The organism is Streptomyces sp. BBFR51 (assembly GCF_044591655.1).
Classification (GTDB): domain Bacteria; phylum Actinomycetota; class Actinomycetes; order Streptomycetales; family Streptomycetaceae; genus Streptomyces.
The window spans coordinates 4,152,938-4,169,106 of sequence record NZ_CP172448.1; the positions used below are offsets into that span (position 1 = coordinate 4,152,938).

Sequence of the window (16,169 nt, forward strand, 5' to 3'; positions counted from 1 at the left end):
TCCCCGACGGTTACCGGTCACACGTTCTACGTCACTTCCTCGTGCACCTCCCTCGCATCCCACGCCGTCCGCCGGGCCCCAACCCTTAGACTCCCTCGCGTGACACGCTGCGGGCCGATTGGCAAGATGGCCCAGGCGGTCGGCAAGTGCGGTAACAGGAGGGAAGCGTCTCGTGAGCAGCAGGCCATCCCGAGGCGCTGCTCGCCTCGCAGCCATACTGGACGCGCTGCCCGACGCGTTGGTCCTGGTCAACGCCAACGGCACCGTGGTCAACGCGAACACCATCGCGCTGGAGGCGTTCGAGACGCCCGGCACCGCGCTGGTCGGTCGCGGACTGCTGGATCTGCTGCCGCAGTTCGACTCGCGGCTCATCCCCGGGTCCATGCGGCGGCCGGACCACATCGATCCCCGGGCGCGCACCAAGCCGACCCGGATGGTCGCCCGGCGCACCGACGGCTCCGAGTTCCCGGTCGAGGTCACCAGCGCCAACCTGGAGACCGGCCAGCAGGCCTACGACACCTACGGTTACACCGGCGACGAAATGCTGATGCTCGTCGTCCGCGACCTCTCCGGCACCGTCGACACCGAGGCGGAGCTGGCCCGTTCGCAGCGGCAGACCGAGATGATCCTGCGGGCCGCCTCCGAGGGCGTCGTGGGCACCGACACCGACGGGCGGATCGTCCTCGTCAACCCGGCCGCCGCCCAGATCCTGGGCTACCGGGCCGGTGAACTCGGCGGCCGCGAGCTGCACACCCTCGTCCTGCACTCGCGCGCCGACGGCTCGCCCTTCCCGTACGACGAGTCGCCGCTCGCCGACACCCTGCGCTCCGGGCGCAAGCACCGGGTTCGCGGGCAGGTGCTGTTCGCCAAGAGCGGCGACCAGCTGCCGGTCGACCTGACGACGGCGCCCGTGCGCGACGGCGACCAGCTCGTCGGTGCCGTGATGACCTTCACCGACCGGCGCCCCCAGGACGCGCTCGTCAAGGAGCACGAGGAGGCGGAGCAGCGGCACGCCGAGGAACGGGAGCGGCTCGCCGAGGAGCACGCCTCCGAGCTGACCGCGCTGCGTCAGCGTCACGTGGCCGAGTTGGAGGAGCTGCGGGAGCAGCACGCGGAGGAGACCGCCGCGGACGCCGACCGCTACGCGGCGCTCGGTGAGCGGGAGAAGGACCGCTACGAGGCGATCGCCGCCCGGCACGAGCAGCTGCTCACCCTCCTCGGCGTCTCGCTGCGCGGGCCCCTTGACGAGCTGCGCCAGGAGCTGGCAGCGCTGGCGTCGGACGACGCCGGGCAGTTGTGGCCCGAGGCCAACCAGGTGCTGCACCACCTGTCGGCCGGCTACGCGCGCATCACCACCCTCATCGACAACGTCCTCGGCTACCAGCGCCTCGACGTCGGCAACGAGCAGGTCGCCCGTACGAAGGTGATGCTCGACGCCGTCGTCGCCGCCGGTGTCGACGGGGCCGTGGAGCTGATCGGCCCGGGACGGGTGCAGTTCGCCGTGCACGCGCCGCCCATCGAGGCCGAGGTCGATCCCCGGCTGCTGGCCACCGCGCTCGCCCATCTCGTCGCCGACGTCGCGGGCGTCGACGCCACCGGCAACTCGCCGGTGTCGGCGACGGGCGGCTACCTGGACAACACCGTCGTGGTCGCGGCGGCGCAGCGCGGCGAGGTCGTGCGCATCGAGGTGCGCGGACCGTACGCCGGGGGAGACCCGGTGCACGAGCCGATCGTGCGCGGGATCGTGCGGGCGCACGGTGGCGTGCTGCAGACGCACGAGGTACCGGGCATGAGCGGCAGCGCGTACGTGCTGGAGGTGCCGATCGGGGGCGGGGCGGGGGCCGTCGCGGCCCAGGCCGCCCAGCTCGCCCAGCTCGCCCAGGGCACCGAGGTCGCCGTTCAGGGCGACGGGACCGCCGCGGAGGTCGCGGGGGTCGCGGGTACGGACAACGCCGTGGCCGTGCGGGCGCCGGCGCCCGGGGGCGGTCGGCGGCGTGCTCGGCGGGCGTCCGTCGACGCGTTCCTGGAGAGCGAGGTCGCGGGAGCACCGGGCGCGGGCGGTGCCGAGCCCGAGGCGGAGAACGCCGCACCGACCGGGCGGCGCAGGCGGCGCGCGGCGCAGGCTCAGGAGCAGGTTGCGGCGGAGCAGCTCGCTCAGGAGCAGGCTGCCCAGGGACAGGCCGTGGCGTCGGCGCCGCTTCCGGTGCCCGCGCAGGCGGGGTCGGGCGAAGGGGCCGGGTCCGGTGGTACCGGGCGTCGGCGTGGGCGGCCCGCGGAGGCCGCGGGTGCCGAGGTCGCCGGGGTGCCCCAGGGACTGCCCGCCGGGGTGTCCGAGGGCGCCGTCGTCATGGCCGGCGAGCACCGCGGAGGGGCCGCGGCGTCCAACACCGGTCTGGGCGGGACCGTACCGCCGCAGGGCGTGCCCGCGCCCTCCGGCGGACGTGCCCGGCAGGACGGCGGGGAACAGCAGGCGCTGCCTCCCGCACTGCCCGCGCAGGCCGGCGAGTCGGACCCGGCCGACGCCGATCGGCCGACGGGGCGCCGACGCCGTGCCCTGGCGTCCGCGAACGAACGCGCCGCCGCGCAGGAGGCGGCTCCGCGCCAGGTCTTCGCCCTGCCGCCCGCCGACGCCGACCGCCCGGCCGACGGGACGGCGGAGGCACCCGGGGCGCCCGTGACCGCGCCCACGGGGGCGGTGCAGGGGCAGGGGCAGGGGCAGGGTGGTCGGGCCCAGGTGCCCGGACCGGCCGCTCCCGGTGACGCCCACCCCGACGACGGCCGCCACGACGCCGTCCCCCACGACCAGGCCGACGACCACACGCCGCCGCAGCCGCACCCGGCCGAGGCGCCCACGGGACGCCGCCGCCGGGCCGGGGCCACCCGGCCGGCCGAGGAGTCGCCTTTGCCGGCGCAGGGTCGACCGGCGCAGCACGCTCCCGCGCAGAACGCCCCGGCGCAGGGCATCCCGGTCCAAGGAGCGCCGCCGGTGCACGGGGCCCCCGTGCCCGCGCAGCACACCGCCGGCGGCGGGGTACCCGCCCCGGCCGCCCAGACCACCCAGGCCCCGGGTGCGGAGGCCGGCGCCGACACCGCGCCCGCCGCCGCTGCCGCCGGTCAGCCCGCCCCCGCCCCGCAGCCGTGGCCCGCCGCCGCGGACACGCAGGGCGCCGGCACCCCCGTACCGCCCGCCGCGCCCGCGGCCCCCGCCTCTGCGGCTACGCCTGCGCAGGGCGTCCCGGCCTCGACGCCGAGCCGGGGCACCCCGCTGCCGCCCGAGAACGCGCCCGCTCCGCGCGCGGCGCAGCCCCTGCCCGCCGAGGCGGCCGCGCCCGTCGACCCGAACTCGACGCAGGGGCGGGCGATCAGCGTGCGGACCCTGGGGCAGGGGGTGCCGTTCAACCGGCAGGCGGTGCAGGTGCAGCAGCCGTCGGCCCTGCCCACCACCCCGCCGCCGCCGTCGGCCACACCCGCCCCGCATCAGCCGGGCGTCGGCGGCCGGCGCCGCAAGCTGGGCACGCCGCCCGACCCGGCCGCCGCCCGCCCGGAGCAGTCGGCCCGCCCGCACCCGTCCGCCGAGCAGCCGCCCACCGCGCAGCCGAAGAAGCAGGCCCAGCCGCAGCCCCAGGAGCAGCAGCCGTCGGCCGGTGGTCAGCAGCGGATCGCGCCGGTCACCGAGGGCGCCGGACGGTCGTACGCCATAGGGGCGCCGGACCGGAACGCCGCCGAGGGGCCCGAACCGCTGGACGGGCCCGGCGGGGCCGTGGAGGTGGCGGACCCGCCGCGTCCGCAGCCGATGGACGACGAGCTGCCGCCGGAGCCGCTGGACAATCCGCGGCGGCTGCTGGTGTGGCCCGCGCCGGACGTCTCCACGCAGCAGGCACTCAGCGACCGCGGCTACCGGCCGGTGATCGTGCACTCGCGCGAGGAGGTCGACGCGCAGATCGCGGCGTTCCCCGCCGCGCTGTTCGTGGACCCGCTGACCGGTCCGATCACGCGTACGGCACTCCAGTCGCTGCGGCAGGCGGCAGTGGCGGCCGAGGTGCCGGTGCTGGTCACGGCGGGGCTCGGGCAGGCCTCGCGGGACGCCGCCTACGGCGCCGACCCGGCCGTACTGCTCAAGGCGCTCGCTCCCCGGGACAGCGAGCAGCATCCGCCGCGGGTGCTGCTGATCGAGGAGCACGCGGAGATCGCGCTGGCGCTGACCGCGACGCTGGAACGGCGCGGGATGCAGGTGGCGCGGGCGGCGAGTGACGCCGACGCGGTGACGCTGGCGGGGCAGTTCCGGCCGAACCTGGTCGTGATGGACCTGATGCGGGTGCAGCGCGGCCAGGGGGGCGCGGCCGGGATCGTCGACTGGCTGCGCGCCAACGGGCAGCTCAACCGCACCCCGCTCGTCGTCTACACCGCCGCCGTCGACCAGGCCGACCTGCCGCGGCTGGCCTCGGGCGAGACGGTGCTGTTCCTGGCGGAGCGGTCCACCAGCGGCGAGGTGCAGGCCCGGATCGTCGAGCTGCTCTCCCGGATCGGGACCAACTGACGCGGCGCCGCCCGCGCGGCGCTACCGGTCGACGATCCTGCGCGCCGCCTTCTTGATCGAGGCACGCAGGCGGTCGGCGTCCGTGTCCTCGCCGCCGACCAGGATGCGATGCATCTGGGGCACGACGACCGCCCAGTTGGCCATCGCGACCAGCAGGAACAGCAGGTCGGGCGCCGGGATCGCGTCGGTGACCACGCCGCGCTCCTGGCCGTCGCGCACGGCGGCGACCTTGCGGGCGTAGTGGGCCTGGCGTTCGGCCTCGTGGGGCAGCTCGGCGGTGCCGTACTCCATGCCCTCCCAGAAGAGGAGGCGCAGCAGCTCGGGGTGGGCGGCGTGGTAGTCCAGCAGGCGGTCGATCCAGCCCTCGATGTCGTCCGGGTCGACGGGCACCGAGATCGCGAGGTCGAGCATCTTCTTCTCGAGGACGGACGCGAACAGCTCGCTCTTGTTGCCGTAGTAGGCGTAGATCAGCTGCTTGTTCGCCTTGGCCTCGGCCGCGATGCGGTCGATGCGCGCGCCGGCGATGCCGTGGCGGGCGAATTCCGCGACCGCCGCCTCGAAGATCCGGGCTTTGGTGGCCTCGGGGTCTCTTGCTGCCATGAGGCCAGGGTAGCGGGGCGGGCGCGGTAACCAACTATTTGGTTGACACGGATCGGGAATGCGGGCCAGACTCCGGGAGTTCTTCCAACCAACCAGTTAGTTGCTAGTGCGCTCGAAGGAGTGGCTCCGCTCATGCCGTCATCGTCGTCATCGCCCGCAACCACGCGGCCCGGAACCGCAACCGCGCAGGCCGGGCCGGCAACCGACCCCGTACGACCATCGTCCGGGAAGCCCGGGAGGTCTGAGAGGTTCGGTAAGACCGGAAGGTCCGGGAGGTCCGGGAGGTCCGAGACCGGGCCGTCCGGGGCCGCCGCCCGGCTCTTCCTCCCCCTGATCGCCCTCTGCACGGCCGTGACGGCCGCCAACATCTACCTCGCGGCGCCCCTGCTCCCCCTCATCGCCCACGACATGGGCTCCACCCCCTCGGGAGTCGCCTGGCTCGCCTCGGTCGCGCAGCTGGGATACGCGGCCGGCCTGCTCTTCTTCGCCCCGCTCGGGGACGCCGTGAACCGGCGCCGCCTGGTCGCCGTCCTCTCACTGGTCGCCACGGCGGCCCTGCTCGCCGCCGCCGCGTCCGCCGGGACCGGCGCGCTCGCGGGCGCCGTGCTGGTCGCCTCGGCCGCGACCGTCGTACCGCAGCTCCTGGTCCCGCTGGTCGCCGTGCGCGCCCCCGCCGACCGCCGGGCCCGGCACGTCGCGGCCGTCATCGCGGGCCTGTTCACCGGCGTCGTGGCGGCCAGGGTGCTCGGCGGTCTTGCCGGGCAGGCCTTCGGCTGGCGTGCGGTGTTCGTGGGCGCCGCCGTACTGACCGCCGTACTGGGACTGGCGACCGCGTACATCCTGCCCGTGGAGCGGCGGCAGCGGCGGGGCCCGCTGTTCGCGGGGCTCCTCGCGATACCGGGCGTGGTGCGCCACTCGCCCGACCTGTGGCGGGCGTGCGTGCGCCAGGCGGGGATGTACGGCGCGTGGAGCGCCCTGTGGACCTCGCTCGCGCTGCTCCTGGCGAGCGACGACGGGTACGGCATGACCACCGCCGCGGCCGGGCTGTTCGGCCTGTTCGGGCTCGCGGCGAGTGTGGTCGCGCCGCTCGCGGGCGGCATGGTCGACCGGTTCGGCGCCGCCAGGGTCGTACGGTCCGCTTATCTGCTGGCCGCGCTGTCGGTGCCGCTGTTCTGGCTGGGCGGTCGGGCGATGGCGGCCCTGTGCGCGGCGGCCGTCCTGGTCCACGCCGCCCTGGTCGCCTCCCACATCGCCAACCAGACCCTCGCCCTGACCACCACCTCCGCCCCGGCCACCGCCAACACGGCGTACGTCGTCGCCGGCTTCGCGGGCGGCGCGCTGGCCTCGGCCCTCGCGGGACCCGCGTTCGGCCACTGGGGCTGGGGCGGCGTGTGCGCGGTGGCGGGGGTGTGGCTGGTGCTGGGGTGGTCGGCCACGGCGGTGCGGACGCGGTAGGCGGCGTGGGGCACGGGGACGCCGGGTGGGGTTGGAGTCGGAGCCCCACCCGGCGTCCTTGTGCGCGCGCCGGTCGTACGCGGCTGGGTCGTACGCGGCTCGGCCGTATGCGCGTCGGTCGTATGCGCCTCGGCCGTACGCGGCTCGTCCGTACGGTCAGAGGCGGGTGACGTCCAGCCCGCCGTCGGCGTACCGCCTGCGCAGCACCTTCTTGTCGAACTTGCCGACGCTCGTCTTCGGCACCGTCTCGATGACCGTCCAGCGCTCCGGGAGCTGCCACTTGGCGATCTTGCCGTCCTCGGCGAGGAAGGCGCGCAGGGCGGTGAAGTCGGCGGTGGCGCCCTCCCTGAGGACGACGGTGGCCAGCGGACGCTCGCCCCACCTGTCGTCGGGGACGGCGACCACGGCGGCCTCGGCGACGTCCGGGTGGGACATCAGCGCGTTCTCCAGGTCGACGGAGGAGATCCACTCTCCCCCGGACTTGATGACGTCCTTGGCCCGGTCGGTGAGGGTGAGGAAGCCGTCGGGGGAGATCGTGCCGACGTCACCGGTCTTCAGCCAGCCGTCCTCGCTGAACTTGTCGGCGGGACGCAGCGGCTCGGCCCCGGGACCGTTGTAGTAGGCGCCGGCGATCCAGTTGCCGCGCACCTCCAGCTCACCGGCGGACTCGCCGTCCCAGGGCAGGCGCTCGCCGCCGGGACCGGTGAGGCGAGCCTCGACGCCGGCCGGGAAACGGCCCTGGGTGAGCCGGTAGGCGAACTCCTCCGGCGTGCCGACCACATGGGCCGGCGGACGGGCGATCGTGCCCAGCGGGGAGGTCTCCGTCATGCCCCAGGCGTGGCAGACCCGCATGCCGAGCGCGTCGAAGGCCTCCATCAGCGACGGCGGACAGGCGGAGCCGCCGATGGTGACCTGGGTGAGGGAGGAGACGTCCCGGGGCTTCGCGGTCAGCTCGGCGAGCAGCCCCTGCCAGATGGTGGGGACGGCGGCGGCGTGTGTCGGCCGCTCGCTCTCGATCATCGCGGCGAGCGGGGCCGGCTGGAGGAAGCGGTCCGGCATCAGCATGTTGACGCCGGTCATGAAGGTGGCGTGCGGCAGTCCCCAGGCGTTGACGTGGAACTGGGGGACCACGACCAGCGAGGTGTCCTGGTCGGTCAGGCCCATCGACTGGGCCATGTTGACCTGCATCGAGTGCAGGTAGATGGAGCGGTGACTGTAGACCACGCCCTTGGGGTCGCCGGTGGTGCCGGAGGTATAGCACATGGCGGCCGCGGCACGCTCGTCCAGCTCGGGCCAGTCGTAGGTCGTCGGCTTCCCGGCGACCAGGTCCTCGTACTCGTACACCTCGACGGACGCGCCGTCCAGCAGGGTGCGGTCGCCCGGGCCGCTGACGACGACGTGCTCGACCGTCTTCAGGTGCGGCAGCAGCGGGGCGAGCAGCGGGAGCAGGGAGCCGTTGGCGATCACGACGCGGTCGGCCGCGTGGTTCACGATCCAGGCGAGCTGCTCGGGCGGGAGGCGGAGATTGAGGGTGTGGAGGATCGCGCCCATCGAGGGGATCGCGAAGTAGGCCTCGACATGCTCGGCGTTGTTCCACATGAGGGTCGCCACGCGTTCGTCGTCACCGACGGCGAGGTCCTCGCGCAGGGCGTGCGCCAGCTGGGCGGCGCGGGCGCCGATCTCGGCGAAGGAACGGCGGTGCGGCTCGTCCTCACCGGTCCAGGTGGTCACCTGCGAGCTGCCGTGGATCGTCGACCCGTGGGTCAGGATCCTCGATATCAGCAGCGGTACGTCCTGCATCGTGCTCAGCACGGTGTCCTCCCGGGGCGACATTGCCTACGCGGCGGTAAGGGTTGCGCTGATTCTGCGCACATACCGCGCGGTATGTCACTAGTCCCGGGTGATCGATCAGTGCGCGTTGCCCGTCGGGGTGCGGTTCGGTGTCATCCGCGGAAGCCCCCAAAGGCTTTCATTAGCGAACAATCCCCAGCTCAGGGTCCTCGCGGAGCTTGCCGAGCGCCCGGGACACCGCCGACTTCACCGTGCCCACGGAAACTCCGAGCACTTCGGCCGTCTGGGCCTCGCTGAGGTCCTCGTAGTACCTGAGGACGACCATCGCACGCTGCCGGGCCGGCAGCTTCATGATCGCCCGCCACATCGCGTCGTGCAGGGCCTGCCGCTCCGCCGGGTCGTCGCCGCCGGGCACGGGCTCCGGCTCGGGCAGCTCGTCGCAGGCGAACTCGTCCACCTTGCGCTTGCGCCACTGCGACGTCCGGGTGTTCAGCAGCGCCCGGCGCACATAGCCGTCCAGTGCGCGATGGTCCTCGATGCGCTCCCAGGCCACGTACGTCTTGGTGAGCGCGGTCTGCAGCAGGTCCTCCGCGTCGCTCGGGTTCGCGGTGAGCGACCGGGCGGTACGCAGCAGCACCGGCTGGCGGGCCTTCACGTACGACGAGAACGACACGTACGAGAAGGTCTGTTTCCTCGCTGCGGCCACGGCCGGTGCGATGGCCGGCGCCGTGGCCCGTGCCATGGCCGGCGCCGTGGCCGATGCCGTGGCCGATGCCGTGGCTGTGGCGGCGTTCGAAGCGCTGGTGCAGACGGGTGTGGTCATGACTCAACGCTATGAGCGAGGGGGCGCCCGGCGGATCGGCCGCAGGTCCCGAAGCAGAGTCCGCCTCAGGTTGTAGGGGTGGTGTTGGCCCCACCTCCTGTAGGTGGACGAGGGGAGGAGGGGTACTGCGGGTTCACCCCTGGGGGCTCCCCGAGCGGTGGGCCCCCGTCGATACGCACGGGCACGAAACGCCACGGCACGAGTACCGAACAACGCCAGGGCACCACTGCCGAACAATGCCTGGGCACCAGTACGGAAGAACGCCACGCCGACGGTACGGAACAACGCCAGGGCGGCGGTACGGAACAACGCCAGGGCGGCGGTACCGAAGCACCGCCGCCCAGACGCACTGCGACCCCATGAAGCACACCCGCACAAGGAACCGGGGACCGGCGCGGCAGCGCACCCGCGCCGGCCCCTCAGCTCACCACCACAGCGGGGAGAAGCTGACGGCCACGTTCTCGTTGCCCTGATTGATCGCCGTGAACGCGGAGCCGTCGACCTGCGCGGTGTTGCTCTGGTTCGAGGCCCCCGAGCCGACCGCCTGCTGCTGCGTGGTGGACGAGTTGCCGTTGTTGTCGTCGCCGACGCCGCTGCCGAGGATGCCGGCGTTGGCACTGGCGGCGGTCGCGTTCGATCCGTCGTCCGCGAAGGCACCGTTGTCCGCCGTGGCCACGCCACCGAAGAGAGCGGCGGCGAGCGGAAGGGCGACAACGGCGGCGACGACACGGGCGGTACGGATGCTTGCCATGTTGTTCCTCCAGAACAAGTGCGCACCGGCTTCCAGCCGACAACGCGAGAAGTACGTGAACTAGGGCTTTTGCCAAGGCAGTTGGCCGACCGCCTCGACGTTGTACACGACGTCGCGTGATCAGAATTGCCCACCGAACCCCCGGCGAACCACCCCGTAAGCCCTGATTCGCCCTCAAGCGTGAGGACAAGTCGATAAACCCCTTTGCTTCCCTTCCGTACCAGCCCGGGGCAGCACGGACAGCTCCACCCCAAGCCCCGCAAGAGGTGAAGCGTTCCGCCACTTTTTCCGCCCACCCCGCCTCCCCGGCGCGTCGCACCGACTTACCCTTCCCTTTCTCGAACATGCGTACGAACATAGAGCCATGGCCACCACCGACCGGCAGGCCACGACGCTGGCCCTCGCACACGCCCTGTCAGCCGCGGAACGCGGACTGGCCGTCATCCCGCTGGCCCGGACGAAGCTCCCGGCCCTGCGCTCCCCCCACCGCGACGACCCGACCCCGCAGCCGCTCACCTGCCACGGCGAGTGCGGCCGCTTCGGCCACGGTGTCCACGACGCCTCCACCGATCCGGCCCGCATCCGCGCCCTCTTCGCCGCCGCCCCCTGGGCCACGGGCTACGGCATCGCCTGCGGCCTGCCCCCGCACCACCTGATCGGCGTCGACCTGGACACGAAGTCGGAGACGGACTCCTCGGCCGCCCTGCGCGAACTGGCCCTGCGTCACCTCTTCACGATCCCGCCCACGGTCGTCGTCCTGACCCCCAGCGGAGGCCGCCACCTGTGGCTGACGGGGCCGCCCGACCACGTCGTCCCCAACTCGGCCGGCCGCCTCGCCCCCGGCATCGACATCCGGGGCGCCGGCGGCTACCTGGTCGGCCCCGGCTCCCGCACCCGCCACGGCACGTACACGACCGCTCCCGGTACGTCCCACCTGCCTCCGGCGGCATGCCCGCCCGCGCTCCTGCGCCTGCTGCTCCCGCCGCCCGTCCGGCGCGCCGGCGGCGAGGCGGTGACGGTCGGCGGGGGCGAGGCGGCGACGGGCGAGGCGGGCGGCCGGGGCCTCGTCCAGTTCGTCCTCGCCGCGCACGAGGGCCAGCGCAACACCCGCCTCTTCTGGGCGGCCTGCCGCGCCTACGAGAACGGCATCGGCCCCGCCCTGCTGGACCCCCTGCTGGACGCCGCACGAGCCACCGGCCTGACCGAACGCGAGGCCCGCGCGACGATCGCGTCGGCGGCCCGCATGACGGGCCACCACCCCTGACCGAAGCCGCACGCCCCTGCTGCCCACCCCTGCTGTCCGCCCCACCCGGCACGAACCCGAAAGCCCCCGATGCACGACCGCCCCAAAGCACCGACCATGTCGCTGACCCGGGTCGTCCTGACCTCCGGCCGCAGCGTCGACCTGGCCGAACTGCGCCTCACGCCGACGTACGGCGGCATGCCGGAGAGCTACCCGTGCCGCCCCGTCAACGACCTGCGCATCCAAACTCTCCTGCACACCGCCGCCCGGATGTCCCCCACCACACCGGTACACCTGATCCCGCCGCCCCGCGAGTACCCGGACCAGTACGCCGGCGCCTTCGGCCCCGTCGAGACACTCCCGCGCGTGGCCTGCGTGGGCCGCTTCTCCTCCACGCCCCTGACCTCGGCCAGCGACCCGGTCCGCCACCGCTCCGGCCTGACCGTCATCTGGTTCCAGCCCACGTCCCGCATCCCGGACACGTACGACACGGAACCCGCCCTGCGGAACGTCGACTGGGCGGCACTGGCCAGGGACTACGAGTTCGAGGACCTACCGGACCGCCCCTAGGACAGCCCTAGGACGAAGGCCGTGCCGCCCCGCCCCCCCGTTCCCTCGCCACCTCGCACGGCTTCATGCATTGGGGCAGACGAGACCCGGCGAGTCCCTCTAACATTTGAGTACTGCCTACCGCCAGTGACCCAATATCGTGCGGCCTAATCGGCTTGTCCACAAGGAACCTAAATGCCCCGTGAGCGCCGACAGACCACTCAAACCATCGCATGGTTTCGTGACCTTTGGACCCGAGAATTGCTGGAGCTTGACCCTCCCTACCAGCGCAGAAGCGTATGGAATCAGTCCTATCAAGACTATTTCATTGAAACACTCATGCTCCAGTACCCAGCCCCGGCAATCTTCATTTATGAGAATATGTCGGCTGACGGAATCGCAAATTACTCTGTTGTCGACGGCAAGCAGAGATTGAGCGCAATTTTCGAGTTCACCTCGAACCAGTTTCCTGTCAGCGAGAAGAGCGCAATCAAGCGATCTCGGGGTCTTTTCTTCAGCGACCTATCCGACGAAGAAAGAAAGGAATTCTGGTCTTATCAGTTCGCTGTCGAATACCTTCCCACAACAGATGACAGCACCCTTAATAATATCTTCGATAGGATCAACCGGAATGTTGCGCGACTAACCCCGCAGGAGTTGCGGCACGCACGATATAACGGACAGTTTGCGCGAACCTGCGAAGAGCTTGCCGAGATCCTTCCCGTTGTCTTGGCTCAAGACTTCCCGCGTTTTGCGCCTGCATCACGTCGGCAGATGAAGGACGTCGAATTTGTAACGAACCTTCTACTCCTCACGGAAGAAGGGGCCCGCGCGTATTCGCAGGATGATCTAGATAGAGAATACGGGGCTAGGGAAGATGAGTGGTCCGAGCAGCAAAGGGTGGACGTAGAATTCCGCGAAACCATTCGCGTAATGTCACGCATCAACTCCGAGCTGCTCTCCGGCGCAGGGAAGCGCCTCAAGAATCAGGCAGATTTTTATTCTCTGTACGGCGCAATTTTGGAACTCTCGCGACATTCAAAGCTGCCGAGCGAGGCGGAAATTAATGGCCGGTTGGTTGACTTTATGAATGTGGTCGTTAGCGACGACGGGCGTGCGAACGACGACGTCGCAAAGCGATATTTCGAAGCCGCCCGATCCGCGTCTAATGACGCACTACAACGCCGCACTCGAATTGGTATCGTCAAGGACGTCCTTACGGGGGTGTGGAATGCCGGTGCCGCAGAGCGTATCTAATGCGTATAGCCAAGTGGAGCCGCTACTCAAAGCGGTTTCGGAGTACGTAGGGCAGACCCTCCGAACGTATTGCGACCGATCCGGCTACATTTTCTTCGATAGAATCAAGAAAGTTGAATCCCTCTCGGAAAAGCTGGAGGGCGGGAGAATTACAAAGTGGTCGGACATCGATGATCTCTACGCATGCACAATCGTAATTCCAACGACGGCGCATGAGCCTGCTGTTATTCGCAAATTGGATGCTTGTTTTACACGTGTCGGCATGAGGTCTCGAGGTACAACCAAGAAGGCTCCCGAAGTCTTCAGATTCGACACTACTCGTTACTATGCGCGCCTCACAGACGTTGCAGCAGCAGAGAGAGCACCTGGTATCGAGGGTGTTACTTTCGAAGTTCAGATTGCCACTGCATTCGAGTATGCTTGGTCGACTGTTACGCATGACCTAGTCTATAAGGGTGATCGAGTCGACTGGCAAAAGCAGAGGCTCGCTGCACAGCTAAAGGCTGCTGTCGAGCAGATCGAGATGATTATTGGCGCGTTCGACCAGGTTTCTGTCGCAGTCCCGGAGTCGGAGTGGCCCGACATTGCAGCAAAAGATGCGATCGTTGAGCGATTTCAAGAACTCATTACCGATGGGGTCATTTCGACGAACTTGACTCCAGTTAGTTGGCGACGCTTCGCGGATAATGTCTTCGCGCTCGTTTCGAGCTACACGCCAAATAATCATGCCAGGTCAAATTCGGTTGAGGCACTTCTGGTCGAATTCGCGACAATGTGGCGGCAGCCAAGTGCGCCACCGTGCCCTGAGAGTGGTTCACTGTTTCAGATGGTTCTTGGCCACGTGGGTAACTCGGACACGGTCGGGTCACTCGAAAAATACACGATTGTAAATTCGGTCGAGATGCGGGATTTCTATAAACTGGAAAATGTCAGTCGAGAATTCCAATTTGACGGTGCGCAACAGAAGTTGGATGCTGGGGGCAATCCGTCCTAACTTCTAGAGTTTTGCTTCCGCAGATCAGAAGATACGTTGCCCAACCGCCCTCCTTAGGCAGTACAGGTGCTACCTGCGCCTTCTGGTATGCCGCTCCGCCGTCGCCACCAGAAGGGGCGGGCCGCCACCGAAGGCCCACACCGTAATTGTGGAGTCGTACTAGGTGTACAAATGAGCGAGCATGCTCAAGCGGACACCTGAGATCGGTGCCCGCGGCCCGGCTGGGTCGGCTCTGGGCTGTCCCAGGCCCCTCGACGTTGACCAACGGCGACCGCCAGTTGCGGTGTCCCAGGCGACGCCCCAGGCTCCCCATTTCGTCTGCGACACTGGATGAGCTATGCCTAAGCCCGGAGAACTAAGCCGACTTGCGCTGACTCTCGCGCGCCGGCAACCGTGCCGAGTGAGGGTCTAACCGCGTGACAACGCCGACGAGAAAAGGCATACGATCCGGGACGAACCAGTCGCTCGGTCGAGGCATGACCCTCGCGTCGCGAGCCAACTCGTCCAGAAAGCATCCACGTCGAGACCCACGGCGCTGGCATGCTGGCAGGTCCTAGTATCGGACCGCAGCCCTGGGGGACAGCGTGATCGTGAACCGGAACGTCGGCAGCGAACAGCCGGATGAGCACGACGAACTAGAACAGCACCTCGCCGAAAGGCTCAGGGTCCCGCTTGACTGGCCAGAAGATGACGGCCTCACTGTCAGCCACGTAGCCAGAATTGCCGCTGCTGCCACATGCGATACCGCGTACAGCCATGCGGCCAACGGCCACTTGATCGACCTCTTCGCGGCACTTCCGCTGCCTGGGACGGCAAAAGGGAAGGACTTCTGGGAGCGCATCCGAGACGCCGGTGGTAGCGCATCCTGGAACATCCATCCTGCCAACATGGGCGGCCCCTTCTTCGACCGCATCCATGACGGCAATGAGGGGGGCATCGCCTCCCGGATGCTTAGCTTCATGGAGGAGCTGACGCCAGCTCAGCGCGCTGACGTGGCTGAGGTCATCGGCTCTGCCCTCGACAATGACACGATCGGCGTCAGTGGCCGGTACGGGGGCCAACTCTGGCTACGGGATGCAGAGATGAGCGCCTGGCGCGTTGCACTTGCCAGTCGACGAGAGTTCGAAACGGCACAGGAGCGCATTCAATTCTTCGAAGCGTGGCGCGACGCTTGACCTCAAGCACGCCCGAATCAGGTCAGCGAAGTACACGCGGACGTGGTCCGTCAGCGTCTCCACCATCGAGGTTGGGCATGCGCGCTGCTTTGCTCTTGGTATCGGCGTGAGTACATGAGTCGGGGTTGATACGAGCCCAAACGGGCGGGAAGTCCAGGTGCGGTCTCGGCTTCCTCCCCGCTCGCGAGGGGTGGCTGGGGGCATCGTTCAAGTCTGCCTTCAAAGGAGTTGGCGTTCACTCGCTCCCGAGGAGGCGACCACGGCTGGTTGCCACAAAGGGGTGCATTACGGGGAGCCCTCGTCAGCTCTTCCGCCAGTTCCTGCACTTCCGCCGGGTTCGTCGGTGCCGGCCCCGGCGGAGGTCCCCGCCCGACTCGGTATCGCCGAGGGCGAGCTGTGCGTCCGGACCGCTTACGAGTTCCTCGCCGACGGCAGGCCCGTGCAGCTGTCGACCAGTTGGGAGCCGTACGACCTCACCGCCGGCACTCTCGTCGTCCTCCCCGAGGGAGGGCCACACGCCAGGGCAGGCGTCGTGAACCGGATGTCCGCCATCGGCATCACAGTGGGCCATGCCATGGAACCGCCCGAGCCCAGGCAGGCGACCGCCGAGAAGGCGTCACTCCTCGGGACGGCCCGTCGAGACGGCGGACATCGTGGTGCCCGCCGCGCACTGCGAGATCGTCTACGAGATCCCCATCAACCGATAGTCCCAATTCGGAGCGTGCCAGCGCATGACCGACGCCATGGCCTGCCCCAACTGTGCGCAACTGCTGAAGTCAGGCGGACTGGTTTTGGCCAGGCGGGACGATGGTGATCGGGCATGCCGGTCTCTGTGGAGGTGTGCCGATGGGCACGCCTGGTGGAAGTGGGCGGACCGGCCCGACGATGGCTTGGAGATCTGCCCCGAGCCACGCTTGTTTCGATGACCCGGCACTCACGCGCACGAAAACGCACAAGGCTGCAACAGCCCCGGCTGATCCCTCGATCCATGGCG

11 protein-coding genes and 1 pseudogene are annotated in these 16,169 nt (G+C 69.7%); 8 read left to right on the forward strand and 4 right to left on the reverse strand.

What is annotated here, in order from left to right; translation table 11 throughout:
• Positions 1–172: 172 nt before the first annotated feature.
• Positions 173–4,537, forward strand: coding sequence for a PAS domain-containing protein (locus tag ACGH7X_RS18910; protein WP_399886533.1), 4,365 nt, complete (start codon positions 173–175; stop codon positions 4,535–4,537).
• A 21-nt stretch (positions 4,538–4,558) separates the two neighbouring features.
• Here ACGH7X_RS18910 and ACGH7X_RS18915 read toward each other — a convergent pair whose 3' ends face one another.
• Positions 4,559–5,137: a TetR family transcriptional regulator gene (locus ACGH7X_RS18915; protein ID WP_399886534.1), complete on the reverse strand. Its 579-nt coding sequence runs from the start codon at positions 5,135–5,137 to the stop codon at positions 4,559–4,561.
• 132 nt (positions 5,138–5,269) lie between these two features.
• Here ACGH7X_RS18915 and ACGH7X_RS18920 point away from each other — a divergent pair, with 132 nt between their 5' ends.
• On the forward strand, positions 5,270–6,592 hold the full coding sequence (locus ACGH7X_RS18920; RefSeq protein ID WP_399886535.1) for an MFS transporter: 1,323 nt from the start codon (positions 5,270–5,272) through the stop codon (positions 6,590–6,592).
• 156 nt (positions 6,593–6,748) lie between these two features.
• Here ACGH7X_RS18920 and ACGH7X_RS18925 read toward each other — a convergent pair whose 3' ends face one another.
• From ACGH7X_RS18925 to ACGH7X_RS18935, 3 genes are all read right to left on the reverse strand, one after another.
• Positions 6,749–8,425, reverse strand: a complete 1,677-nt coding sequence (locus ACGH7X_RS18925) for a long-chain fatty acid--CoA ligase (RefSeq protein WP_399886537.1) — start codon at positions 8,423–8,425, stop codon at positions 6,749–6,751.
• A 139-nt stretch (positions 8,426–8,564) separates the two neighbouring features.
• Positions 8,565–9,206, reverse strand: a complete 642-nt coding sequence (locus tag ACGH7X_RS18930; RefSeq protein WP_399886539.1) for a SigE family RNA polymerase sigma factor — start codon at positions 9,204–9,206, stop codon at positions 8,565–8,567.
• Positions 9,207–9,630: 424 nt separating this feature from the next.
• Positions 9,631–9,957, reverse strand: coding sequence for a hypothetical protein (locus ACGH7X_RS18935; RefSeq protein WP_399886541.1), 327 nt, complete (start codon positions 9,955–9,957; stop codon positions 9,631–9,633).
• 364 nt (positions 9,958–10,321) lie between these two features.
• Here ACGH7X_RS18935 and ACGH7X_RS18940 point away from each other — a divergent pair, with 364 nt between their 5' ends.
• From ACGH7X_RS18940 to ACGH7X_RS18965, 6 genes and pseudogenes are all read left to right on the forward strand, one after another.
• On the forward strand, positions 10,322–11,221 hold the full coding sequence (locus ACGH7X_RS18940) for a bifunctional DNA primase/polymerase (RefSeq protein WP_399886543.1): 900 nt from the start codon (positions 10,322–10,324) through the stop codon (positions 11,219–11,221).
• A gap of 69 nt (positions 11,222–11,290) precedes the next feature.
• Positions 11,291–11,770 carry a hypothetical protein gene (locus ACGH7X_RS18945; protein ID WP_399886544.1) on the forward strand — a complete coding sequence of 160 codons (480 nt, stop codon included), beginning with the start codon at positions 11,291–11,293 and terminating at the stop codon, positions 11,768–11,770.
• 174 nt (positions 11,771–11,944) lie between these two features.
• Positions 11,945–13,006, forward strand: coding sequence for a DUF262 domain-containing protein (locus tag ACGH7X_RS18950; RefSeq protein ID WP_399886546.1), 1,062 nt, complete (start codon positions 11,945–11,947; stop codon positions 13,004–13,006).
• Positions 12,987–14,000, forward strand: a complete 1,014-nt coding sequence (locus ACGH7X_RS18955) for a hypothetical protein (protein ID WP_399886548.1) — start codon at positions 12,987–12,989, stop codon at positions 13,998–14,000. Before ACGH7X_RS18950 ends, ACGH7X_RS18955 begins: the two co-directional genes overlap by 20 nt.
• A 590-nt stretch (positions 14,001–14,590) precedes the next feature.
• Complete coding sequence (locus tag ACGH7X_RS18960) at positions 14,591–15,175, forward strand: hypothetical protein (protein WP_399886550.1); 585 nt, start codon at positions 14,591–14,593, stop codon at positions 15,173–15,175.
• Between the two features lie 337 nt (positions 15,176–15,512).
• A pseudogene (locus ACGH7X_RS18965) lies at positions 15,513–15,882 on the forward strand (UTRA domain-containing protein); the annotation flags it as partial.
• Positions 15,883–16,169: the final 287 nt, after the last annotated feature.